General features: G+C 59.3%; 27 protein-coding genes. 19 read left to right on the top strand and 8 right to left on the bottom strand.

From position 1 onward, the window contains the following. Positions 1–119 precede the first annotated feature (119 nt). Positions 120–1,328: a fatty acid desaturase gene (locus JaAD80_RS02050; protein ID WP_102292654.1), complete on the top strand. Its 1,209-nt coding sequence runs from the start codon at positions 120–122 to the stop codon at positions 1,326–1,328. A 142-nt stretch (positions 1,329–1,470) separates the two neighbouring features. On the opposite strand, the gene rpmG is transcribed toward JaAD80_RS02050, so the two are convergent. From rpmG to radC, 3 genes are all read right to left on the bottom strand, one after another. Next, positions 1,471–1,638 (bottom strand): 50S ribosomal protein L33, encoded by a 168-nt coding sequence (gene rpmG / locus JaAD80_RS02045; RefSeq protein WP_010400929.1) that lies wholly within the window; start codon positions 1,636–1,638, stop codon positions 1,471–1,473. Positions 1,639–1,660: 22 nt separating this feature from the next. Further along, positions 1,661–1,897, bottom strand: a complete 237-nt coding sequence (rpmB, locus tag JaAD80_RS02040) for a 50S ribosomal protein L28 (protein ID WP_010400928.1) — start codon at positions 1,895–1,897, stop codon at positions 1,661–1,663. A gap of 258 nt (positions 1,898–2,155) precedes the next feature. Next, entirely contained in the window at positions 2,156–2,830 is a 675-nt protein-coding gene (gene radC, locus JaAD80_RS02035) for a DNA repair protein RadC (protein WP_102292653.1), read from the bottom strand. Positions 2,831–2,950: 120 nt separating this feature from the next. Between radC and JaAD80_RS02030 the strand changes: the two genes are divergently transcribed. From JaAD80_RS02030 to JaAD80_RS02005, 6 genes are all read left to right on the top strand, one after another. Beyond that, positions 2,951–3,406: a peptidylprolyl isomerase gene (locus JaAD80_RS02030; RefSeq protein WP_034785165.1), complete on the top strand. Its 456-nt coding sequence runs from the start codon at positions 2,951–2,953 to the stop codon at positions 3,404–3,406. 13 nt (positions 3,407–3,419) lie between these two features. Then, positions 3,420–4,367, top strand: a complete 948-nt coding sequence (ispH, locus tag JaAD80_RS02025) for a 4-hydroxy-3-methylbut-2-enyl diphosphate reductase (protein WP_102292652.1) — start codon at positions 3,420–3,422, stop codon at positions 4,365–4,367. Between the two features lie 300 nt (positions 4,368–4,667). Beyond that, a complete protein-coding gene (locus JaAD80_RS02020; RefSeq protein WP_102292651.1) occupies positions 4,668–5,597 on the top strand; it encodes a branched-chain amino acid ABC transporter permease in 930 nt (309 codons plus the stop codon). Positions 5,598–5,618: 21 nt separating this feature from the next. Beyond that, on the top strand, positions 5,619–6,836 hold the full coding sequence (locus JaAD80_RS02015) for an ABC transporter ATP-binding protein (protein WP_102292650.1): 1,218 nt from the start codon (positions 5,619–5,621) through the stop codon (positions 6,834–6,836). 19 nt (positions 6,837–6,855) lie between these two features. Beyond that, positions 6,856–7,629, top strand: coding sequence for an ABC transporter ATP-binding protein (locus tag JaAD80_RS02010; protein ID WP_102292649.1), 774 nt, complete (start codon positions 6,856–6,858; stop codon positions 7,627–7,629). 11 nt (positions 7,630–7,640) lie between these two features. Continuing rightward, positions 7,641–8,363: an ABC transporter ATP-binding protein gene (locus tag JaAD80_RS02005; RefSeq protein ID WP_102292648.1), complete on the top strand. Its 723-nt coding sequence runs from the start codon at positions 7,641–7,643 to the stop codon at positions 8,361–8,363. Positions 8,364–8,505: 142 nt separating this feature from the next. Here the strand turns inward: JaAD80_RS02005 and JaAD80_RS02000 are convergent, their stop codons facing one another. After that, positions 8,506–9,072, bottom strand: coding sequence for a phasin family protein (locus JaAD80_RS02000; RefSeq protein ID WP_046685995.1), 567 nt, complete (start codon positions 9,070–9,072; stop codon positions 8,506–8,508). 350 nt (positions 9,073–9,422) lie between these two features. Between JaAD80_RS02000 and JaAD80_RS01995 the strand changes: the two genes are divergently transcribed. The 3 genes from JaAD80_RS01995 (at position 9,423) to pbpG (ending at position 12,352) form a co-directional block, all read left to right on the top strand. Then, positions 9,423–10,340: a DMT family transporter gene (locus JaAD80_RS01995; RefSeq protein ID WP_374755217.1), complete on the top strand. Its 918-nt coding sequence runs from the start codon at positions 9,423–9,425 to the stop codon at positions 10,338–10,340. 32 nt (positions 10,341–10,372) lie between these two features. Next, positions 10,373–11,101 carry a nitroreductase gene (locus JaAD80_RS01990; protein WP_102292646.1) on the top strand — a complete coding sequence of 243 codons (729 nt, stop codon included), beginning with the start codon at positions 10,373–10,375 and terminating at the stop codon, positions 11,099–11,101. 177 nt (positions 11,102–11,278) lie between these two features. Then, positions 11,279–12,352 carry a D-alanyl-D-alanine endopeptidase gene (gene pbpG, locus JaAD80_RS01985; RefSeq protein ID WP_102292645.1) on the top strand — a complete coding sequence of 358 codons (1,074 nt, stop codon included), beginning with the start codon at positions 11,279–11,281 and terminating at the stop codon, positions 12,350–12,352. Positions 12,353–12,515: 163 nt separating this feature from the next. Here the strand turns inward: pbpG and JaAD80_RS01980 are convergent, their stop codons facing one another. Then, positions 12,516–13,295, bottom strand: coding sequence for an IclR family transcriptional regulator (locus JaAD80_RS01980; protein ID WP_102292644.1), 780 nt, complete (start codon positions 13,293–13,295; stop codon positions 12,516–12,518). Between the two features lie 147 nt (positions 13,296–13,442). On the opposite strand from JaAD80_RS01980, the gene JaAD80_RS01975 reads away from it, so the two are divergent. The 8 genes from JaAD80_RS01975 (at position 13,443) to JaAD80_RS01940 (ending at position 20,476) form a co-directional block, all read left to right on the top strand. Further along, positions 13,443–13,826 carry a diacylglycerol kinase gene (locus JaAD80_RS01975; protein ID WP_102292643.1) on the top strand — a complete coding sequence of 128 codons (384 nt, stop codon included), beginning with the start codon at positions 13,443–13,445 and terminating at the stop codon, positions 13,824–13,826. A 129-nt stretch (positions 13,827–13,955) separates the two neighbouring features. Continuing rightward, entirely contained in the window at positions 13,956–14,960 is a 1,005-nt protein-coding gene (locus JaAD80_RS01970; RefSeq protein ID WP_102292642.1) for a sulfate ABC transporter substrate-binding protein, read from the top strand. A gap of 53 nt (positions 14,961–15,013) precedes the next feature. Continuing rightward, positions 15,014–15,580, top strand: coding sequence for an alpha/beta hydrolase (locus tag JaAD80_RS01965; protein ID WP_092795819.1), 567 nt, complete (start codon positions 15,014–15,016; stop codon positions 15,578–15,580). Between the two features lie 184 nt (positions 15,581–15,764). Beyond that, positions 15,765–16,403 (top strand): peroxiredoxin, encoded by a 639-nt coding sequence (locus JaAD80_RS01960; RefSeq protein WP_034747512.1) that lies wholly within the window; start codon positions 15,765–15,767, stop codon positions 16,401–16,403. Between the two features lie 319 nt (positions 16,404–16,722). After that, positions 16,723–17,532 carry a sulfate ABC transporter permease subunit CysT gene (gene cysT, locus JaAD80_RS01955; RefSeq protein WP_102292641.1) on the top strand — a complete coding sequence of 270 codons (810 nt, stop codon included), beginning with the start codon at positions 16,723–16,725 and terminating at the stop codon, positions 17,530–17,532. Beyond that, positions 17,529–18,455, top strand: a complete 927-nt coding sequence (cysW, locus tag JaAD80_RS01950) for a sulfate ABC transporter permease subunit CysW (RefSeq protein ID WP_102292640.1) — start codon at positions 17,529–17,531, stop codon at positions 18,453–18,455. Before cysT ends, cysW begins: the two co-directional genes overlap by 4 nt. Before the next feature lie 2 nt (positions 18,456–18,457). Continuing rightward, positions 18,458–19,528, top strand: coding sequence for a sulfate/molybdate ABC transporter ATP-binding protein (locus JaAD80_RS01945; protein ID WP_035821525.1), 1,071 nt, complete (start codon positions 18,458–18,460; stop codon positions 19,526–19,528). Between the two features lie 15 nt (positions 19,529–19,543). Beyond that, on the top strand, positions 19,544–20,476 hold the full coding sequence (locus tag JaAD80_RS01940; protein ID WP_102292639.1) for a CysB family HTH-type transcriptional regulator: 933 nt from the start codon (positions 19,544–19,546) through the stop codon (positions 20,474–20,476). On the opposite strand, the gene JaAD80_RS01935 is transcribed toward JaAD80_RS01940, so the two are convergent. The 3 genes from JaAD80_RS01935 to JaAD80_RS01925 form a co-directional block, all read right to left on the bottom strand. Continuing rightward, the gene (locus JaAD80_RS01935) at positions 20,473–20,811 is read right to left on the bottom strand and encodes an MmcQ/YjbR family DNA-binding protein (RefSeq protein WP_258002769.1); all 339 of its coding nucleotides are present in this window, start codon (positions 20,809–20,811) and stop codon (positions 20,473–20,475) included. The two genes, JaAD80_RS01940 and JaAD80_RS01935, sit on opposite strands and share 4 nt — an antisense overlap. 11 nt (positions 20,812–20,822) lie before the next feature. Further along, a complete protein-coding gene (locus JaAD80_RS01930; protein WP_102292637.1) occupies positions 20,823–21,434 on the bottom strand; it encodes a DUF2185 domain-containing protein in 612 nt (203 codons plus the stop codon). A 75-nt stretch (positions 21,435–21,509) separates the two neighbouring features. Beyond that, a complete protein-coding gene (locus JaAD80_RS01925) occupies positions 21,510–22,088 on the bottom strand; it encodes a hemerythrin domain-containing protein (protein ID WP_180979255.1) in 579 nt (192 codons plus the stop codon). Positions 22,089–22,478: 390 nt separating this feature from the next. On the opposite strand from JaAD80_RS01925, the gene JaAD80_RS31310 reads away from it, so the two are divergent. Beyond that, positions 22,479–23,036 (top strand): PEP-CTERM sorting domain-containing protein, encoded by a 558-nt coding sequence (locus tag JaAD80_RS31310; RefSeq protein WP_258002768.1) that lies wholly within the window; start codon positions 22,479–22,481, stop codon positions 23,034–23,036. Positions 23,037–23,056 lie beyond the last annotated feature (20 nt).

The following is a 23,056-nucleotide window of genomic DNA, read 5'->3' as shown; positions in this document are numbered from 1 at the left end:
TCCGTTTTTGCCTGACCGCACCCATTAGGGCGTACAATCACGCCTAAAATTAACTCTGCCGGACCTCCAGAACGACTGGAGCGACCGTGCGCATGACCTGTCCACTTGGAGTAGTAGTAATGACATTGAGTTCCGTTTTACACGACGTTTTGCAGTTCATGGCCACTGGCATTACCGATCTGTCCGCATGGCAAGTTTTTCTGTACACCATGGTGGTCACGCACATCACGATCGCCAGCGTCACGATTTACCTGCACCGCCACCAGGCCCACCGCGCGCTGGAATTGCATGCGATTCCCAGCCATTTCTTCCGTTTCTGGCTGTGGCTGACGACGGGCCAGGTCACCAAGGAGTGGGCTGCCATCCATCGCAAGCATCACGCCAAGTGCGATACGGAAGAAGATCCGCACAGCCCCGTGACGCGTGGCATCAAGAAAGTCTTCTGGGAAGGCGCCGAGCTGTACCGCGCAGAATCGAAGAACATGGAAACCATGGCCAAGTATGGCCACGGCACGCCAACGGACTGGATCGAGCGCCACCTGTACACCAAGTACAGCTGGCTGGGCGTGGTGATCCTCTTCTTCGTGAACTTTGCCTTGTTCGGCGTGATCGGCATTTCCGTGTGGGCCGTGCAAATGATGTGGATACCGATTACGGCGGCCGGCATCATCAACGGCATTGGCCACTACTGGGGTTACCGCAACTACGATTGCACCGATGCCGCTACCAACATCATTCCCTTCGGCATCCTGATCGGTGGCGAAGAGCTGCACAACAACCACCATACGTATGCGACGTCGGCCAAGCTGTCGTCGAAATGGTATGAAATCGATATCGGCTGGGCGTATATCCGTGCGCTGGAAATGCTGGGCCTGGCCAAGGTGAAAAAGCTGGCGCCGGCACCGAAGTTCTCGCACGGCAAGCTGGAAGCGGACTTCGAGACCTTGCAATCGGTGATCGCCAACCGCTATGACGTGATGGCCAAGTATGCGAAATCGATCAAGCATGCCTGGAAGGAAGAGTTGGAACACCTGAAGCACAAGGCCGAGCTGGAAAAGCGCTTCCTGAAATCGTCGCGCAAGCTGATGCAGCGCGAGCCGGGCAAGCTGGCCGATGCACACCACGAGCAGCTGTCGGAATTGTTCCAGCACAGCAAGGCACTGGAAACCATGCACCACATGCGCGTGGAACTGGGCGCCATCTGGGAACGTTCGCACTTTACACGCGAGCAATTGCTGCAGAAGCTGCAAGACTGGTGCACGCGCGCCGAAGCGTCGGGCATCAAGTCGCTGCAAGACTTTTCACTGCGCCTGCGCAGCTACGCATAAACAGCGTTACCGCCACGCGCAAGGCCCTGGTTTCCAGGGCCTTTTTTTCGTCCGTATACAACGGGCGAGGGCGCAGGCGTAAAAATCAGGACGAAAAAAAACCGCTCATCGGAGCGGCTCTTTTTACAGAACACAATATCAATTACTTGATCTTGGTTTCTTTGTACGTTACGTGCTTGCGTGCTTTAGGATCAAATTTCATGATCTCCATTTTCGCAGGCGTCGTACGCTTGTTTTTGGTGGTCGTGTAGAAGTGACCCGTACCGGCGGTCGATTCTAACTTGATTTTGTCGCGGCCTGATTTTGCCATGATAGCTCCCTTATTCTGCTAATTAGACTTTTTCGCCACGAGCGCGCATATCGACCAATACGGCGTCGATGCCGACTTTATCGATGACGCGCAGACCGGCGTTGGACAAACGCAGGGAGACCCAGCGGTTTTCAGATTCAACAAAAATACGACGATTCTGCAAGTTAGGCAAAAAACGACGTTTGGTTTTGTTGTTTGCATGGGAAACATTGTTGCCGACCATCGGCTTCTTCCCAGTGACTTGGCAAACACGTGCCATGGCGCACTCCTTAAAGATATTCCAAATTGGAAAAACGAGAGTATATCCAAAATAAGCCGATTTATCAATGACTTGCGAAAAACAATTGTGTCATGTTGTTGTGATTTAATTTAACAATTTGACTTTTGCCCATCTTCATAGGGGAAAAGACTTGTAAACAGCCTTGTTTACTGCTAGACAAGACTCTTGACGATGTCACGTATGTCCTTGTTTACACATGGTTAACTGTATATTTGCCGCTGCCGGGCCGCCGCTGCGCTAGATCTGGCCGTGCTCGGCAAACGAATGCACTTGCCGCCCGGCCACGACGAAATGGTCGAGTATGCGCACGTCCACCAGCGACAAGGCCTGTACCAGCGCGCGCGTGAGTAATAAATCCGATTCGCTGGGCTCGGGCGTGCCGGACGGGTGGTTATGCGCCAGCATGACGCTGGCCGCGTTGTGCAGCAGCGCCTGCTTGACCACTTCGCGTGGATAGACGCTGGTGTGGGTGAGAGTGCCGCGAAACATTTCCTGGCTGGTGATCAGGCGGTTCTTGACGTCCAAAAACAACACATGGAAGGCTTCATGCGCCAAATGGCCCAGGGTCAGGCGCAGATAGTCTTTGACCGCATGCGGGGAGTTGAGGGCCTGGCCCGCCTGCAAGTCCTCGATGATGGCGCGCCGCGCCAGCTCCAGCACCGCTTGCAGCTGGGCAAACTTGGCGCTGCCCATGCCATGCACGGCGGAAAAACTCACCAGGCTGGCGCCAAACAGGCCCCGCAGGGAGCCGAAGTGCTCGACCGTATCGCGCGCCAGCTGCACCGCGCTCTTGCCGCGCACGCCCGTGCGCAGGAAGACGGCCAGCAATTCCGCGTCCGACAGCGAGTGCGCGCCATCCTCGATCAGGCGCTCGCGCGGCCGTTCACCGGCCGGCCAATCCTTGATGCCCATGCTGTTCTCCTGTTTTGCCCGGGGAGCGCGCCAACATGGCCTTCTTTGACGATGCCATGGGGCAGGCGCGGCCAGTGTGGCTTACAATATCGTTTTGCATCAGCTACTTGAAAACTCACTATGTCCAACGAGCAACCAGCAGTCGTCACCGAAGCGGCTTATCTCACCCTGCATTATCGTCTTGCTACTGTTGACGGTACTGATATTGTCACTACCTTTAGCGGAAATCCCGCCACGTTGATGCTGGGACAGGGGCAGCTGGCGCCATTCCTCGAACAGCGTTTGCTGGGCTTGCCTGAAGGCACGCACCAGACCTTCGAGCTGGCCGCAGGCGAAGGCTTTGGCGAGCGCAATCCAGAGCTGGTGCAATCTGTCTCGCGCGCCACCCTGGACGAGAATTCCGTGCCCGGTGCCGACTACAAGATCGGCGACCTGGTCGACTTCGCCGCGCCGGGCGGCGGCCGCTTTGCCGGCGTGCTGCGCGAAATGCGCGACGATTCGGCCCTGTTTGACTTCAATCATCCGCTGGCCGGCCAGCCGCTGCGCTTTGAAGTCAAGCTCATCTCGGTCCTGTAAAGAAGGAGTAGCGATGGATAAAGAACTGTTACTGGCCCAGCCCCGCGGTTTTTGCGCTGGCGTCGACCGGGCGATCGAAATCGTCGAACGCGCCTTGCAGCAATTTGGTGCGCCGATCTATGTGCGCCATGAAATCGTCCACAACGCCTATGTGGTGGCCGACCTGCGCAACAAGGGTGCGATCTTCATTGATGACCTCGATGATGTGCCTGCTGGCAATACGCTGGTGTTTTCCGCACATGGCGTGTCGAAAGCCGTGCGTGCCGAGGCGGAATCGCGCGGCCTGAGCATCTTTGACGCCACCTGCCCGCTGGTCACCAAGGTGCACATGGAAGTGGGCAAGATGCGCCGCGAAGGCCGCGAGATCATCATGATCGGCCATGATGGCCATCCCGAAGTCGAAGGTACGATGGGCCAGGCCGAGATGGGCATGCATCTGGTGGAAACGCTGGAGGATGTAGCAACCTTGCAGGTCGCCAATCCGGACAGCGTGGCCTATGTTTCGCAGACAACGTTGTCAGTTGACGACACTCGCGACATTATCGAGGCCTTGAAAGCGAAATATCCGAATATCGCCGAACCGAAAAAGGGCGACATTTGCTACGCCACCACCAACCGCCAGGAAGCCGTGAAATTCATGGCGCCGCAAGTGGAACTGGTGATTGTTGTCGGCAGTCCAAACAGCTCGAACTCGAACCGCTTGCGTGAAGTGGCCGAGAAGATGGGCACGCCTGCCTACATGGTCGACAATGCCTCGCAAATCGACCCGGCCTGGCTGGAAGGCAAGCTGCGCGTGGGCGTGACGGCCGGTGCGTCGGCGCCGGAAGTGCTGGTGCAAGCCGTCATTGACCGCTTGAAAGAATGCGGCGTCAGAAGCGTGCGTCCGCTCGACGGCGTGCAGGAAGCCGTCACCTTCCCGATGCCGAAAGGCCTCGATGGCATCAAGCGCGATGTTGCCTGAGGCTCTATGGCTGCCGGGTATCGATGAAATAGTTGCCTCAAAACCGAATTTAATTCGGAAATGATTAATTTATTCCAAGTTTAGTTTTTGCAAAAGATCGTTATGATTGCCTCAAGCTTGAATATGTTGTCGTTATGACTAAGCAAGGTCACGCCCATTTTTAGTGCGTGCACCATGCTGGTGAGACGGTCCAGGGATGGCACTGCAGGAATTTTTCCTCCGGTGCCGTTTTTGTATCAGCGATGACGGTTCTGGCGGAAGTTGTTCCCGACAATGTAGATTTGATAGGGCAATCTGACCATGGATACATTCATCCAGCAAATCATCAACGGCTTGGTGCTGGGCAGCATGTATGCCCTGGTGGCCCTCGGTTACACGATGGTGTACGGCGTCTTGAACCTGATTAACTTCGCCCATGGCGACGTGCTCATGATCGGCGCCATGGTGGGCTTGAGCATCCTCAAGCTGCTGGGCATTTATGTGCCGGACTGGCCCGGCTATTTGAAACTGGCCACCGCCATCCTCGGCGCCATTCCCATCTGTATTCTGGTCAACATCATCATCGAGCGGGTCGCCTACCGCCGCCTGCGCAACGCCCCCCGCCTCGCTCCCCTGATTACCGCCATCGGCGTCTCCATCCTGCTGCAAACCTTTGCCATGATGATCTGGACACGCAATCCCTTGCCCTTCCCGCAACTGCTGTCGACCGATCCCATCAACATAGGCGGCGCCGTCATTTCGCAGACGCAAGTCTTGCTGCTGGCCCTGGCCGCGCTGTCGATGGGCGCGCTGGTGATCCTGGTGGAAAAAACGCGCATGGGCCGCGCCATGCGGGCCACGGCGGAAAATCCCCGCGTCGCCGGGCTCATGGGCGTCGATTCCGACAAGGTCATCGTGGCGACCTTTGCCATCGGCGCCTTGCTGGCGGCCGTGGCGGGCGTGATGTGGGGAGCCAATTATTCTTCCATTCAATATTCGATGGGCGCCATTCCCGGCCTGAAGGCCTTTTGCGCGGCCGTGCTGGGCGGCATTGGCAATATTTATGGCGCCATGCTGGGCGGTGTCCTGCTGGGCATTATCGAAAGCCTGGGCGCCGGCTACATCGGCGACTTCACGGGCGGTTTCCTGGGCAGCCACTACCAGGACATCTTCGCCTTCGTCGTACTGATCATCGTGCTGACCCTGCGCCCGTCCGGCATCATGGGCGAACGCGTTGCCGACCGCGCCTGACGTGACACTGGGAGAATAATCATGGCACTACTCGATTTCGACGTCAAAAAGAATCCTGCCAAGGCGTACGCCGGCATGCTGGGCCTGGCTGCGCTGCTGCTGATCTTCCCGTTTTTTGCCGCCCAGTTCGGCAACTCGTGGGTGCGCATCATCGACATGGCCTTGCTGTACATCATGCTGGCCCTGGGCTTGAACATCGTCGTCGGCTTTGCCGGCCTGCTCGACCTGGGCTACATCGCCTTCTATGCCGTGGGCGCCTACCTGACGGCCTTGCTCGCTTCGCCGCAGTTCGCCATCCTGCTCGAATCGGTGGTGAACCAATATCCGGTACTGGGCGAGGCCCTGGTGCAACTGCTGGGGCCGGAAATCCGCGAAAACGGCATCCACCTGTCGATCTGGGCCATCGTGCCGCTGGCCGCCTGTGTTGCCGGCCTGTTTGGCGCACTGCTGGGCGCGCCCACCCTGAAGCTGCGCGGCGACTACCTGGCCATCGTGACCCTGGGCTTTGGCGAGATCATCCGCATCTTCATGAACAATTTGAACGACCCCATCAATTTCACGAATGGCGCGCAAGGCATCAATCTGATCGACCCCATCCGCATCTTCGGCGTCAACCTGGCAGGCGAGGCGGGCACCAACAGCACCGTCATGGTGGGCGGCTTTTCCATGCCGTCCGTGAATGCCTATTACTTTTTGTTCCTCTTCCTGTGCATTGCCGTCGTGTTCATCACCAAGCGCCTGCAGCATTCGCGCCTGGGCCGTGCCTGGGTCGCCATCCGCGAAGACGAGATCGCCGCGAAAGCCATGGGCATCAACACGCGCAATGTGAAACTGCTGGCCTTTTCCATGGGCGCCTCGTTTGGCGGCGTGGCCGGCGCCATGTTCGCCTCGTTCCAGGGCTTTGTCTCGCCGGAATCGTTTGCCCTGACGGAATCGATCGCCGTGCTGGCCATGGTGGTGCTGGGCGGCATCGGGCATATTCCCGGCGTGATCCTGGGCGGCGTGATCCTCGCCTCGATACCCGAGGTGCTGCGCCACGTTGTCGAGCCGACCCAGCAGGCGCTGTTCGGCCACGTGGTGATCGAGGCGGAAGTGCTGCGCCAACTGCTGTACGGCCTGGCGCTGGTCCTGATCATGCTGCATCGCCCAGCCGGCCTGTGGCCATCGCCGAAGCACGAGGACCGGCCGGACCATGATGTGGACCAGCCGAACAAATCAACCGGCGTCGTGTCCGCCTAGCCCAGGGACGAGGAGCACCATGAGCGAACAGATCATTCTCAATATCGCCGGCGTGAATAAGCGTTTCGGCGGCCTGCAGGCGCTGACCGACGTGGGCATTACCATCAAGCAAGGTCAGATCTACGGATTGATCGGCCCGAATGGCGCCGGCAAGACCACTTTTTTTAATGTCATCACCGGCCTGTACCAGCCCGACACGGGCACTTTCGAGCTGGCCGGCAAGCCGTATTCGCCGTCGGCGCCGCACAAGGTGGCCAAGGCGGGCATCGCGCGCACTTTCCAGAACATCCGCCTGTTTGGCGACATGACGGCGCTGGAAAATGTCATGGTGGGACGCCATGTGCGTTCGCGCCAGGGCGTGTTCGGCGCCATTTTCCGCCACAAGGCGGCGCGCGAGGAAGAGGCGTCCATCCGCCAGCGGGCCATGGAACTGCTCGACTTCGTCGGCATCGCCCAGTTCGCCAACCGCACGGCGCGCTTCCTGTCGTATGGCGACCAGCGGCGCCTGGAAATCGCCCGCGCGCTGGCCACCGATCCCACCCTGCTGGCCCTCGATGAACCGGCGGCCGGCATGAATGCGACGGAAAAGCTGGCCCTGCGCGAACTGCTGGTGAAAATCAAGGCCGAAGGCAAGACCGTGCTGTTGATCGAGCATGACGTGAAGCTGATGATGGGCCTGTGCGACCGCATCACGGTACTCGAATATGGCAAGCGCATCGCCGAAGGCTTGCCGGCCGAAATACAACAAAACCCGGCCGTCATCGAGGCTTACCTGGGGGGATCGCACGCATGAGCAACAATGGATTGAACCGGAATGTCTTGAAGATTGCGGGCCTGCACGTGGCCTATGGTGGCATCAAGGCCGTGAAAGGCATCGACCTGGAAGTCAATCAGGGCGAGTTGATCGCCCTGATCGGCGCGAACGGCGCTGGCAAGACGACGACCCTGAAAGCCATCACGGGCACCTTGCCAGCGTGCAAGGTCGAGGGCACGATCAGCTATATGGGCGAGTCGCTCAAGGGCACGAAATCGTTTCACTTGGTGGAAAGGAAACTGGCCATGGTGCCGGAAGGGCGGGGCGTGTTTACCCGCATGTCGATCCGCGAAAACCTGATGATGGGCGCCTACACGCGCACGGACAAGGTGGGCGTCGAGAACGATATCGCCAAGTGGTTCGACGTGTTTCCTCGTCTGAAGGAGCGGGCGGCGCAGATGGCCGGCACCCTGTCGGGCGGGGAACAGCAGATGCTGGCCATGGCGCGCGCGCTGATGTGCCACCCGCAGTTGCTGCTGCTCGACGAGCCGTCGATGGGCCTGTCGCCCATCATGGTCGAGAAAATCTTTGAAGTGATTCGCAAGGTGTCGTCCGAAGGCATCACGATTCTGCTGGTCGAACAGAATGCCCGCCTGGCCCTGCAGGCGGCGCACCGCGGTTACGTGATGGATTCCGGCCTGGTGACCATGAGCGGCAACGCGGCCGCCATGCTCGACGACCCGCGCGTCAAGGCGGCCTATCTGGGAGAGTAGGCGGCGAGACGCAGTGGAAAAAGTCAGCAGGCATAAAAAATGCCCCGGCTAGGCCGGGGCATAATGGCATCCGTGGGGGAGTAGCGGGATGGATGCCTGGAGGAGCTGGTGAGACGGGAGCGCCGTGGCGCTCCTTTGACAATTACTTGGCGGCAGCGCGTGGCACGACTTTTTCAGCCGCTTGCGTGAACTGGTTCACGGCCGATGCCAGATTCGCTTCGATGGCTTCGACGGCTTGCTTGCTGGTTTTCGAGAATTGCTCGTAGCCTGCATTGGCGTTGCCGATGGCGCTTTTCAGGATGGCAACTGCGTTTTCCGAGCCGGCTGGCGCGTTCTTGGTGACTTCTTCCACCAGCGAAATCACTTTACGGTTGGTTTCAGCGATTTGCGATTCAGCCGCTTTGCTGAATTCAGCTTGCGTGCCGGACGTGATGGCAGCCAGGTGACGGCCGTAAGCGATGGCTTTCTCGGCGCTAGGCTGGGCTTGCGCGGCGCTCAGCGAGAAAAATTCTTGTGGATCTTTTGCCGACAGCAATTGCTTGGCGGCGGCGGTCGATTCTTCCAGGGTTGCCTTGGCGGCGGTCAGGTTCAGTTCGACGATCTTTTCGATGCCTTCGAAGGCCTTGCCCGTCAGCGACGAGAACAGGGCGAATTGGGCTTCCAGGTTGGCTTTGGTAGCGGACGAAAACTGCTCAGGAATTGAAAACATATAAATCTCCAAAAATATCGAATCTGGTTAATTTGATGCTGCGTGTACCGTTTGGGGAAGCAGGTGAATCTAAATTTTTCAAGCTGAACAAGAATTGTGCAACGCAACAAACCCTATTCTACGGTGAAAAAAAGCGAAGTCAAGCGAATTTTGTGCGATGCAACAATTGAATAGATTTGCATCAAAAGCCGTTGTTTCTAAAGAGAAATATTTGATTTCTGACTGTTAATGGTTTAATCCTAAACTTTCATTTCCCCGCCTTTCGGGACGGGTGCGGCGCAGCATGCTAGACTTTGGCTCCCGTACCGGCGCAGTGCCCCGGTGTGTATCCTGTTTCCCGAGCCGATACCATGTCCAATCTTCCCGCCGCGGCTGACGCCAGCGGCAAATCCTCATTGCTTGCCACCCTGACACCGATGGCCTTGCCTGCTTTCTTTGTGTTGTTGTGGAGCACAGGTTTTATCGTGGCCAAGTTTGGCCTGCCGTACGCGCCGCCGCTGACCTTCCTACTGCTGCGCTTCCTGGGCGTGCTGGTGATCCTGCTGCCGCTGGTGCTGATTCTGCGCGCACCGTGGCCCGTGGGCCAGTTCCGCCAGATCGCCGTGGCCGGCATATTGATGCAGGCGGGCTACCTGGCCGGCGTCTGGTGCGCCATCAAGCTGGGCATGCCGGCCGGCCTGTCCGCCCTGATCGTCGGCATGCAACCCGTGCTGACGGCCTGTGCCGCGCCGCTGATCGGCGAATCCGTGCGTCCGCGCCAGTGGCTGGGCCTGTTCTTCGGCCTGCTGGGCGTGGCCCTGGTCGTGTATGCGAAGATCAACCTGGTGGGCTTGACGGTGGAAAGCGTATTGCTGTGCGTGTTTGCCTTGCTGTCGATGACGGCCGGCACCATGTATCAAAAACGCCATTGCCCGCAGTTTGACTTGCGCACCGGCACGGTGGTGCAGTTTGCCGCTTCCATCGTCGTGGTCTTGCCATTTGCCCTGTATTACGAAGGGCTGGACATGCACTTTAGCAATGTGCAGTGGACAGGCAATTTCATCGGAGCCCTGCTGTGGTCGGTACTCGTGCTGTCCATCGGCGCCATCTTCCTGCTGTTTGCCCTGATCCGCCGCAGCGATGCGACGAAAGTGACGGGCTTGCTCTACCTGACCCCGCCGACGACGGCCGTGATGGCCTGGCTGATGTTTGGCGAAGCGTTTAATATGCTGGGCATTGCCGGCATGCTGGTGGCCGTCGTCGGCGTGGTATTTGTGGTCAAGAAATAAGAACGCGCAGAGAACAGCAGGAGAGCAGGGCAGTGAACAAACACGTATCTGGAGTACCCGAAGAATATACACAGCAGCAGGCCGTGGACGCGGCCATCGTGTCGCGCCGCTCGATCCGCGCCTTTTTGCCCACGCCGGTGGCGCCGGCAGACATCGCGCGCATCCTGGAAGTGGCGGCGCGCGCGCCGTCCGGTGCCAACATGCAGCCGTGGAAAGTGTACGTGCTGACGGGCGAAGCGCGCCAGCGCCTGTCGCGCCGCATCCTTGATGCTTATCAAGCACCAAAGGCGCCCGACGCACCGGCCCGCACGGCGTCGTATACTTATTACCCGCGCCAGTGGACGGCGCCATTCATCGAGCGCCGGCGCAAGATCGGCCTGGATCTGTATCAGTTGCTGGGCCTGGAGCGGGGTGACACGGCCGGCATGGCAGCCCAGCACGGGCGCAATTTCCAGTTTTTTGATGCCCCTGTCGGCCTGATCTTTACCATCGAGCGGGTGCTGGAGCAGGGTTCCTGGCTCGACTATGGCATGTTCTTGCAAAACATCATGCTGGCGGCGCGCGCGCGTGGACTCGACACCTGTCCGCAAGCCGCGTTCATCCATTACCATGACATCATCCGCGACGAACTGGGCGTTCCCGCCAATGAAATGGTGGTGTGCGGCATGGCGCTTGGCCATGCCGATCCGGACAAGGTCGAGAACCGCTTGAGCACGCAACGCGAGCCGCTCGATGGCTTTGTTAAATTCATGGACAAATAAACACTGCGATCGATTGGCACAGGCAAATAGGCCATTAAGGATGAGCTTGTTTGCTGATCACCAACGATTTGTATTCCATTACTGCAATAAATACTGTCTTAACTGTTAAATAGGCTTGCGATTACTCTGCATTTCGCTACACTGCAATAAGGCAACAGCTTCACGGGGAATTATCGAATGGCTAAGTTTAAACTTGCGCTGGGTGTCCTGGCTTCCCTGTTGTTTGCACTGGCGCCGGCTGCGGCCGTGCACGCCAAGGAAGCGAACGGCAAATCCTCAGCCGCCAAGAAACAAAATACCAAGAAAATCAAAGTCGTGCTGCGCAAGGGCGCGGCGGCCGCGCCGCGCGAAAAAACCGTGCGCCGGGTCGTCACGGTGCGCGGCAAGCGCAAGGTCGTCTATCAAAAAGTCACCAGCGTCGCCGTGCCCATGGCCGCGCCGATGCCCACCATGGGCGACCTGGCTGGCCTGAACCTGACGCGCGATCCGCTCGACCTCAAATCAAGCGTGGCGCTGGTGCTCGACCAGAACAACGCTGAAGTGCTGTTTGAAAAGAATTCCAATGTGGCCTTGCCCATCGCCTCCATCACCAAAATGATGACGGGCCTGGTGGTGGTCGAAGCGCGCCAGGACATGGAAGAGCTGCTGACGGTCACGGACGAGGATGTCGACCGCGCCAAGTTCAGCAGTTCGCGCCTGAAAGTGGGCTCGCAGCTGACGCGCGGCAACATGCTGCACATCGCCCTGATGAGTTCGGAAAACCGCGCCGCCTCGGCCCTGGGACGCAACTATCCGGGCGGCTTGCCCGCTTTTGTCGACGCCATGAACAGCAAGGCGCGCCAGCTGGGCATGATGGATACGCATTACGTCGATTCCAGCGGCTTGTCGAAAATGAACGTGGCCAGCGCGCGCGACCTGGGCAAGCTGGCCATGGCTGCGCTCCAGCATCCGCTGCTGCGCCAGTACTCGACGGACCCGAAAGCCATTGTCGAAGCCAGCGGCCAGCCCATGCAGTTTGGCAATACGAATCACCTGGTGGCCAATCCGGGCTGGGACATCGGCTTGCAGAAAACCGGCTTCATCAACGAGGCGGGACGTTGTCTGCTGATGCAGACGGTGATCGAAGGGCGTGCCGTGATCATGGTCTTCCTCGATTCCAAGGGGAAACAATCACGAACGGCGGATGCGGGCCGCATGCGCAAGTGGCTGGAAGCGCTGAAGCCTGCCAACATGAGTTTGCCTGGCGGTTAATGCAGAAGGCTGTCATTACGACGCCTGACAAAACCGTCGCGAGCGGTAGTGATTTGTGGCCAAGAAGCGCAACCGTACTCCAGTTCTAGCTCAGTTCTAGCTCTAGTACGGTGAGCATCGCAGGCCGCAAAGCGCGCCGCGCAGCAGGTTTGGTCGGGCGTTCTCAGTCTTGGGGGATAAAACCCAAAGTAAGCGAAATCTGGTTCGCCGTTTCCACCAGGTCGACCAGCCACTCATCCTGCAAACGGTCGGCGGGCGCCGAAATCGACAATCCCGCGATCAGCTTGCCGGAGTCGTCGCGGATGCCGGCGGCCATGCAGCGCACGCCCAGTTCCAGTTCTTCATTGTCACGCGCATAGCCGCGCTCGCGCACCAGGCTCAGTTCGCGTTCGAGCTTTTGCAGATCCGTGATGGAATTCTTGTTATGCCCGGCCAAGCCCGTGCGCGTGGCATAGGCGCGGATGGCTTTCGGCTCATCGACGGAGAGGAAGAGTTTGCCTGTCGAGGTCAGGTGCAGCGGACCGCGTCCGCCGATGGCGCGCACCACCTGCATGCCCGAGCGTTCGGAAAAGGCGCGGTCGATGTAGACGATCTCGTCGCCCTGGCGCACGGACAGGTTGATGGTTTGCTGGGTTTTCTTGTGCAGCTGGCGCATGAAGTCCAGCGCCGCTTCGCGCACGCTGAGGCGGCTTTTCACCACATTGCCCAGTTCCAGCAGGCGCATGCCCAGGCGATACGTGCCCGGTTCGATGCGGTCGACAAAGCGCGTCAGCACCATATCGTTGAGAATGCGGTGCGCCGTCGAAGGATGCAGGCCGGACACTTTCGACAACTCCTTCAGGCTGACCGGGTCGGAATATTTGGCCAGGGCATCGAGCAGGGCGACCATGCGCTCGATCACCTGGATCGTTGTCTTCGGGGCAGCGACCGGTTCAATTTTCATGATGGATTTGGTGCAATGCAGTATTCATCCTTCTTTATACCATGATGTGAAAAAATAGTGAAATGTTCCGAGATATTCAGCGAAAAAATTGTCACAATCCCTATGCCGGCCATCATAATGTGGCCATGTGTGTCACTTTGGAAAACCATGCAACCTGTAAATGAATTCAAGAGCAAGAGTGGCCTGAAACGCATTGTCTCCGCCTTTTTCTACTCGCTCGACGGCTTGAAGGCCGCCTGGCGCCAAGAACACGCGTTTCGCCAAGAACTGGGCCTGTTCGTCGTCGGCACGGTGATTGCCTTGCTGCTGCGTATCTCCGCCTTTGAAAAACTGGTGCTGATCGGCGTGCTGCTGCTGGTATTGATCGTCGAACTGATCAACTCCGCGCTGGAAGCCGTGGTCGACCGCATCTCGCTGGAGCGCCATCCGCTGTCGAAGAATGCCAAGGATTTCGGCAGCGCGGCCGTGCTGCTGACCTGTATTCTGGCCTTTGCCACCTGGGCGGTGGTGTTGTTCAACCGTTTCTATTAACCGTTCAATCCCCGCAGCGCGCTGTCCATATGCGAAAAACGCATATAAAACGGTGAAACGCTTCGTTCTCTTTATGGTCGTCGGGCCGTAATCTGGTGGCTCTGAAAGTTCAACCACCGGGGATCTTAGATGCTGTCGAAAAAAATCATCATTGCCGCCGTCATCAGCGCGTTTGCCGTCCTGCAAACGGCGCAAGCTGCCGATATCACCCTGCTCAACGTGTCGTATGACCCGACGCGCGAGCTGTACCAGGATGTGAATACGGCGTTTGCCAAGGAATGGAAAGGCAAGACGGGCGACAACGTCAAGATCAAGCAATCGCACGGTGGTTCCGGCAAGCAGGCGCGTGCCGTCATCGACGGCCTGGAAGCGGATGTGGTGACCCTGGCCCTGGCCTATGACATCGACGCGCTGGCCGAGCACAAGCTGCTGGCCGGCGACTGGCAAAAGCGCTTGGCGCACAACAGCTCGCCGTACACCTCGACCATCGTTTTCCTGGTGCGCAAGGGCAACCCGAAAGGCATCAAGGATTGGAACGACCTGATCAAGCCGGGCGTGTCCGTCATCACGCCGAACCCGAAAACCTCGGGCGGCGCCCGCTGGAACCACTTGGCAGCCTGGGGCTACGCCTTGCGCCAGCCGGGCGGCAACGAAGCCAAGGCCAAGGACTTCCTCGGCAAACTGTATAAAAACGTGCCCGTGCTCGATTCCGGCGCGCGCGGCGCCACCACGACTTTTGTCGAACGCGGCATCGGCGACGTGCTGATCGCCTGGGAAAACGAGGCGTATCTTGCCGTCAAGGAACTGGGCCCGACCAAGTTCGACATCATCACCCCGTCCGTCAGCATCCTGGCCGAGCCGCCGGTCGCCGTGGTCGACAAGTTTGCCGACAAGCACGGTACGCGCAAGGTGGCCGAGGCTTACCTGAACTACCTGTACACGGACGAAGCGCAAGACATCATCGCCAAGAACTATTACCGTCCTGCCACGGACAAGGCGGCGAAGAAATACGCGTCGCAGTTTGCCAAGGTCAACCTGTTCACCATCGACCAGGTCGCCGGCGGCTGGACGGCCGCACAGAAGGCGCACTTTGCCGACGGCGGCATCTTTGACCAGATCTACCAACCTAAGTAATACCGGATGGCAATCGGCAACGATTGCCACACCGTGACTGAAAGGCAATCATCATGGCGCTGCGCAGCTTTTCCGATTACCGGGTACTGATCGTGCCGGGCTTGCATAACAGCGGTCCCGAACATTGGCAGAGCCGCTGGCAGCGCCTGTATCCGCAATTCGAGCGGGTCGAGCAGGATGACTGGTCGACGCCCGACCTGGCCACCTGGTCGGCGCGCCTGGATCGGGTGCGGCGGCAGGATGCGCGTCCGACCCTGATCGTTGCCCACAGTTTCGGCTGCCTGACGACGGCGCACAGCCTGGCGCGCGATCCGCACGGGGTAGCCGGGGTGCTGCTGGTGGGGCCGGCCGATCCGGACAAGTTTGGCGTGGCGAAAGCCTTGCCGCAAAAGCGCCTGCCTTGCCCCGGCATCCTGATCGCCAGCCAGACGGATCCCTGGATGACGGCCGAGCATGCCACGCAATGGGCGCGCCGCTGGAATTGCAAATACATCGATGGTGGCGAGCTGGGCCACATTAACGCGGAGTCGAACTTGGGCGACTGGATCTATGGCCAGGCACAATTACAGACGCTGTTTGATCTGGCGCAAGGAGAGCGCCGCCACCGCCAGGCCGCTTGAGTATCTGGCCTAAGCTACTGCGGATATTGCGGCTGCTGCGCCTGGCGATTTGCGGCCTGAGATGCTCGCCGTGCTGAGCACGGTTGCGCTTCCTGGTCACTACTCGCTGCCGCTCGCTACGCTTCTGTCAGATACGCATTACTATATTATTATTGAACGCCTACCACTCATTGAGGAGATCACGATGACTTTACGCCTGGGCGATGTCGCCCCTGATTTTGAACAAGACAGCTCCATCGGCCCGCTCAAGTTCCACGAATGGGCTGGCAATTCCTGGGTGGTGCTGTTCTCCCACCCGGCCGACTTCACGCCCGTATGCACGACGGAACTGGGCCTGACCGCCAAGCTCAAGCCGGAATTCGACAAGCGCAACGTGAAGGCCATCGCCCTGTCCGTCGACGCGGCCGAATCGCACAAGAGCTGGATCAAGGATATCGAAGAAACGCAAAACACCGTGGTGGGTTTCCCCATCATCGCCGACGTCGACAAGAAAGTGTCGGTGCTGTACGACATGATCCACCCGGAACAGTCCGTCACGGCAACCGTGCGTTCCGTCTTCATCATCGACCCGAACAAGAAAGTGCGCCTGATCCTCACGTATCCGCTGAGCACCGGCCGCAACTTCAATGAAATCCTGCGCGTCATCGATGCCCTGCAATTGACGGACGGCTACACGGTGGCTACGCCAGGCAACTGGAAAGATGGCGACGATGTCATCATTCCATTGACCGTGCAAGACCCGGACGTGATCAAGCAGAAATATCCGAAGGGCTTTACGGCAGCGAAACCATATTTGCGCCTGACGCCGCAGCCGAACAAGTAAGAGCACCGAAAAAACGTCCATGGCGTCGTTGCATTGCCTCGCCGTACATTCGTACTGTCTTCGGCAACGCGCCTAGCCCTGAACGTTTTATTCGGCACTCTTGTTCCTACAAAAACGCACCTCGCCGGTGCGTTTTTTTTCGTCCAGCGTTTCCATTACTAAGTATGCAAAATCCATCTAAGCAAATGAGAAATGGTTAGTTCTTTTTATAACGATTGCATGTGAATATTGCGGCCTATAACTCAAAAATGTAATAAGAAGGAGTGTCCGTATGTCTGCAGTAGCACCGGTCAAGGCGCGCGGAGCGCCGTTTCGGGTCATGCCAGGGTTTAAGCTGTCACTGGGCTTCACGCTCTTTTACCTGGCGTTGATCGTCCTCATCCCGCTGTCGTCGGTGTTCCTGAAAACCTTCACCATGACATGGGACGCCTTCTTCAGCGCCGTCACGTCCGACCGCGTGATGGCGTCGTACCGTTTGACGTTCGGCGCCTCGCTGATCGCCGCCCTGTTGAATGTGGTGTTTGGCGGCATCCTGGCCTGGGTGCTGGTGCGCTACAAGTTCCCTGGCAAGCGCATCATCGACGCGTTGGTCGACTTGCCGTTCGCCTTGCCCACGGCCGTGGCCGGTATCACCCTGACGGCGCTGTACTCCTCGAATGGCTGGTTCGGCCAGTTCATCGAAGGCGTGCTGGGCATCAAGGTGGCGTTCACGCCGCTGGGCGTGGTGGTGGCGCTGACCTTCATTGGCTTGCCCTTCGTCGTGCGCACCGTGCAACCGGTGCTGGAAGACGCGGAAAAGGAACTGGAAGAAGCCGCTGCCAGCCTGGGTGCCAACTCCCTGCAGACGTTTATCCGCGTCATCTTTCCCACCATCCTGCCATCGTTGCTGACGGGCTTTGCGCTGGCTTTTGCGCGCGCCACGGGCGAGTACGGCTCCGTGATTTTTATTGCCGGCAACATGCCGATGGTGTCGGAAATCACGCCGCTGTTCATTATTACCAAGCTGGAGCAATACGATTACGCGGGTGCCACGGCCATCGCCGTGGTGATGCTGGTGGTCTCCTTTTTGCTGCTGTTGACGATTAACCTGCTGCAAGCGTGGACGCGCGGAAAGGCCAAGAAAACATGAGTACGAATATCACTGCCGTCGCCGGCGTGGACAATGCCCTGCCCAAAACGCGCCGCATCGAACCGAATATCGGCCCCGTCGTGCTGGAGCCATTGTGGGTGCGCACGGTCCTGATCACCATCGCCCTGCTGTTCCTGACGACCTTCCTCATCGTGCCCCTGGTGGCCGTGTTTGCCGAAGCGTTCAAGAAGGGCTGGGAAGCGTACATCGCCGCCATCATCGATCCGGACGCGATTTCCGCCATTAAATTGACCCTGATCACGGCCGCCATCGCCGTGCCGCTGAACCTGGTATTCGGCGTGGCCGCTTCTTGGTGCATCGCCAAGTTCGAGTTTCGTGGCAAGAGCATCCTACTGACCCTGATCGACTTGCCGTTTTCCGTCTCGCCCGTCATTTCCGGCCTGATCTATGTGCTGATGTTTGGTGCCCAGGGCTGGTTCGGCCCGTGGCTGCAGGCGCACGATATCAAGATTTTGTTTGCCGTGCCCGGCATCGTGCTGGCCACCATCTTCATCACCTTCCCGTTTGTGGCGCGTGAACTGATCCCGCTGATGCAGTCGCAGGGCAGCGAAGAGGAAGAGGCCGCCATCGTGCTGGGTGCATCGGGCTGGAACACGTTCCGCAGGGTCACTTTGCCGAACATCAAGTGGGGTCTGCTGTATGGCGTGATCCTGTGTAACGCCCGCGCCATGGGCGAGTTCGGTGCCGTGTCCGTGGTGTCCGGCCATATCCGTGGCGAAACCAACACCATGCCGCTGCAAGTGGAGATTCTGTACAACGAGTACAACTTCGCCGCCGCGTTTGCCGTCGCCTCCCTGCTGGCCTTGCTGGCCCTGGTGACCCTGGCCCTGAAAGCTTTCATTGAGTGGCGTTTGAACGAGAGCGACGCCGACGATTCCGCCTTACGTTCTACGGAGCACTGATCATGACCATCGCAGTTAAAAACATCAATAAACGTTTCGGCGATTTCGTCGCTCTCGACAATATCTCGCTGGACTTCCCCGCCGGCGAACTGACGGCCCTGCTGGGCCCTTCGGGTTGCGGCAAGACCACCTTGCTGCGCATCATTGCCGGTCTGGAACATCCGGACAGCGGGCAAGTGCTGCTGGACGCGGAAGATGCGTCGAACCGCCACGTGCGCGAGCGGCAAGTCGGTTTCGTGTTCCAGCACTATGCGCTGTTCAAGCACATGACCGTGTTTGAAAACGTGGCCTTCGGCTTGCGCGTGAAGTCGCGCAGCGAGCGTCCTTCGGAAGACCAGATCCGCCGCAAAGTGAAAGATTTGCTGGAACTGGTGCAGCTGGACTGGCTGGCCGACCGCTATCCGCCGCAATTGTCGGGTGGCCAACGCCAGCGCATCGCCCTGGCGCGCGCCCTGGCTGTCGAGCCGCGCGTGCTGCTGCTTGACGAGCCGTTCGGCGCACTCGACGCCAAGGTGCGCAAGGAATTGCGCCGCTGGCTGCGCCGCCTGCATGACGACTTGCACGTGACCAGCATTTTCGTCACGCATGACCAGGAAGAAGCGCTGGAAGTGGCCGACCAGGTGGTGCTGATGAACAAGGGCACCGTCGAGCAACTGGGTTCGCCAGAACAAGTCTACAACCACCCGGCCTCGCCGTTTGTGTATGGTTTCCTGGGCAACGTCAACCTGTTCCACGGCCGCGTGCATGACGGCGTGATGGCCACCGGCGACGCCAGTTTCGAGGTGCCCGATTATGCGGGCGTGAGCGACAGCAAGGGCACGGCCTATGTGCGTCCGCACGACCTGGAAATCGACCGCTATACGCAGGGCGCGGAAGGCATCGTCGTGAAACTGAGCCGCGCGCACGCGATCGGCCCGCTGGCCCAGCTGGACTTGCAGCGCGTCGATAACAGCGAACTGATCGAAGCGGTGATGTCGAATGAGCGTTTTACCCATTTGCAGCTCAAGGAAGGCGAGACCCTGGTGGTCCGCCCGAAACGCCTGCACGTGTTCGTCGAACCAACAAGAACCTAAAAGGCTGGAACCACCATGAATTTTCAACAACTGCGTTCCATCCGCGAAGCGGCCCGCCGCGGCTATAACCTGACGGAAGTGGCCAACGCGCTGTTCACGTCGCAGCCGGGCGTGAGCCGGCAAATCCGCGAACTCGAGGATGAGCTGGGCGTGGTGATTTTCGAGCGCAACGGCAAGCGCTTGACGGGCTTGACGGAGCCGGGCAAGGGCATTTTGAAAATCGTCGACCGCCTCTTGATCGAGGCGGAAAACCTGCAGCAGGCCAGCCTCGAATACAGCGGCCAGACCAGCGGCACCCTGTCGGTGGCGGCCACGCACACGCAGGCGCGCTATGCGCTGCCGAAAGTGGTGCAAAGCTTCCGCGCAGCATTCCCTGACGTGCGCATCGCGCTGCAGCAGAGCGCGCCCGAGCATATCGCGGAATGGGTGCTGTCCGGCAAGACCGACATCGGCATCGCCACGGAAGGCCTGAGCCAGTTCCCCGACCTGGTGTCGTTCCCGTGCTACCGCTGGAGCCATCTGATCGTCGTGCCGGACGGCCATCCGCTGCTTGAGCACTCGCCGATCCGCCTGGAAGACCTGGCCAAGTACCCCCTGATTACCTACGACAAGGGTTTTACGGGGCGCGGACATATCGACGACGCGTTTGCCAAGGCGGGCGTGGCCACCGACATCATCCTGACGGCCATGGATTCCGACGTCATCAAGCAATACGTGGCGCTGGGCCTGGGCGTGGGTATCGTTGCTTCGATGGCATTCGACCACGGCCGCGACAAGGGCTTGCGGGCCGTGGAAGCGTCGCACCTGTTCGCCACCAACACGACACGCCTGGCCGTGCGCCGTGGCGCCTACCTGCGCTCGTATGCCTACGAATTCATTTTGCAGCTGGCGCCGGACCTGACGCGCGAAGATATCGACCGTGCCATGGCGGGCGAGGAAGCCCTCTAGGGCGTGGCCGCCCGCTGCGCCCGCGTCAGGCTGGCCACGGCGCGCGTGTACGAATCGTGCACCAGTTCGGCCAGATAGTCGGCGGGGAACCGCGCCACGTCGACGATGGTCACCCAGTGAAAACGGCCCATGTAGCGGGCCGGTTTCACGCCGGGCATGTCCGTCAGCTCGATAAAACGTTCGGCGCTGGCGCGCAGGCTGAAGCGCCACTGTTCAGGCGTGCTGGTCTTGAAGTAGGCAAACTTCTTGCCGCTCACTTCGTACACGAGGATGTTCGACGGCGGGCCGTACAGGACGGCCTGCGCGCCGGGCAGGGCCGCGCATAGTTCCTTCAATGCGGCGACCTTCATTCTTCGACCGCCACGAACTGCTGCGTGTTATGGTCAAAAGCAAACGCCGCACCGGCGGGTGTATCCAGCAGCCTGATAAAGCGGTCATCCACGCTGAGCACGGCGCCCAGCGACACCAGAGCCACGTTGGCGCTGTCGTTCATGTAGGCGTCGCTTTTGTCATTGGCCGTGAAGCGCCAGCCGCTGTCGCTGTCGTTGTCCGCTACCTCGCGGTACAGATAGCCGACAGGCGCGCCGTCTTCCAGCACTTTTTTTGTCACGAAGCACAGGCCCGCATAGCGGTTGACGAGGTTGTCGTCATCGTCGTGCTGCGTATTGATGATGTGGCAGGCCGCGAAGGTGATGGTGTCCTTGGCGTGCAGATCGGCGATGTAGCGGGGCATGTTGTCGAGCTTGCCAGTGAAGCGGCCATGCGCTTCCACGGTATCGACCAGCACCCACATGCGCTCGGCGCCCGGTGCTTGCGGGGCGTCGCTGTGGAAGGCGAAGATCAGCTTGACCACCTCGCCGGGGCGCACCTGGGCGATGGCTTCGGGTGGGGATTTGTAAAAAGTGTAGGGGTGGCGCGCCGCCAGTTCGGCAGCGTCGGCCAGGTGCCAGCTGGGCATGGTGATCCGTCATCGGAGTGGAAGAACTCCCATGGTAGCTGATTGCCCGCCTGCCTGGCCACCGCGCTGCGATGTTCAGGCCGCCTTGCGGGTGAACAGCCTGGCAGCCAGCAGCACGCCGGCCGCGCCCATGATCCAGGCCGTGGTACTGCTGGAAAAGCCGAGCAGCGTATTGGCGGCGATCTTGCCTGCCTGCGGCTTGATCAGCGCCATGCGGCGTTTCGTCATCTGCACGCCCAACTCGCTCAAGCGCTTTGTCGTCAGCCGCGCCTCCGCTTCCGGCAGCAGCACGGTTTCTTCATCGGCCACATGGTGCAGCACATCGCGCATCAGCTCCAGCAGCAGGGCGTCATGCTGGGAGGCGGCGGCATCCGTTGCGCGCAACTGCGCGATCAAGCGGCGCATTTGCTGGTGCTCCGGCACGCTTTTCTGCATGACCGCGGCATCGCCAACGAGTTGGCGCATCTCGGGGTAGAAGATTTCCTCTTCCAGGCTCGCGTGGATTTCCAGCGCGCTGCAGATGGTTTCAGCCAGGGCCTTTTTGACGGCGTGCTTTTTGTTGATGGTGTATTGGTGAAAGGCCAGCAGCACATGGCTATGGTCGAAGCGGATCATGTCGGTGATGGAGGGGCTCAACTTGTTCAAAGTCTGCATGGCGTGCTCCGTGATGGATGTCGGCAGGAGCAAGCATGATAGGACGCGGCCAGGCGCCGTCCGGCAGCAAACATGGCGATTGTCTGCGCTGGCGCAATATGGCGCGCGATAATGTCGGATGGGCTTGTTTGAATAGCGCATGCGCGAGTGCGCATTAACAACACTTCACTCCAGCCCGCCCAATTCGCGCTCCAGTTGCACGCAGCATGACACTGCGCAAAGCAGACTCATACAATCAATGCATGAGACCGATTGGAATTTTCAATGGCCGAGGATGTTTCTTTTATTGCATTTTGATTTCCTGAATGATATCTTTTGTCCAAGCGCAAATAAATGTGACAAAAATATAATTAACATTGCAAATTTTGAAATTAATCAATAGGGGAAACCATGAATAAGACTAAACATGCTGTGCTGGGTCTCTGCCTCGCCGTGTCGGCTTGCCTGGCGCCGCTGGCGCAAGCGGCCAGCTGGGTAGAAATCAGCAATCCTGCCAAGGGCGGCTTCAAGGTGGGCGGCAATACCGTTACCTATGGCCCTATTGCTGCCGAGTCAGTCTGGGTATATGACGGTGCCAACCCGGCCGGCGCACAAAGCGCGGCCGCGATCAAGAGCCTGGTCACCACCCAGTTCGGCTTGCCGACCAGCGGCACCGGTTCCCTCGTGCTGGCTTCCCAGGGCGACCTGGCCAGCAGCAAGTCCGGTACTTTCAGCATCAATTCCAGCTTCGACTATCTGGCCATCCATTATGGCCGTGGCGAATTGCTGTTCCACTGGGATAGCCCGGTCGCGGCCAACACGGTGTTCAATTTCGGCAACCTGCCGCGTGGCATCAGCAACTTCCGCGCCTATAGCGCCGTGTCGGCCGTGCCGGAACCGGCCACCTACGGCATGCTGCTGATGGGCCTGGGCTTGCTGGGCTTCATGGCGCGCCGCCGCCGGGGCTAATCCCGGGATAGCCAGACGCA

Origin of the sequence: Janthinobacterium sp. AD80, assembly GCF_002878455.1 — a bacterium.
GTDB lineage: Bacteria > Pseudomonadota > Gammaproteobacteria > Burkholderiales > Burkholderiaceae_D > Janthinobacterium.
The sequence above is the reverse complement of the archived record's forward strand: the minus strand, read 5'-3'. Positions and strand labels throughout refer to the sequence as shown.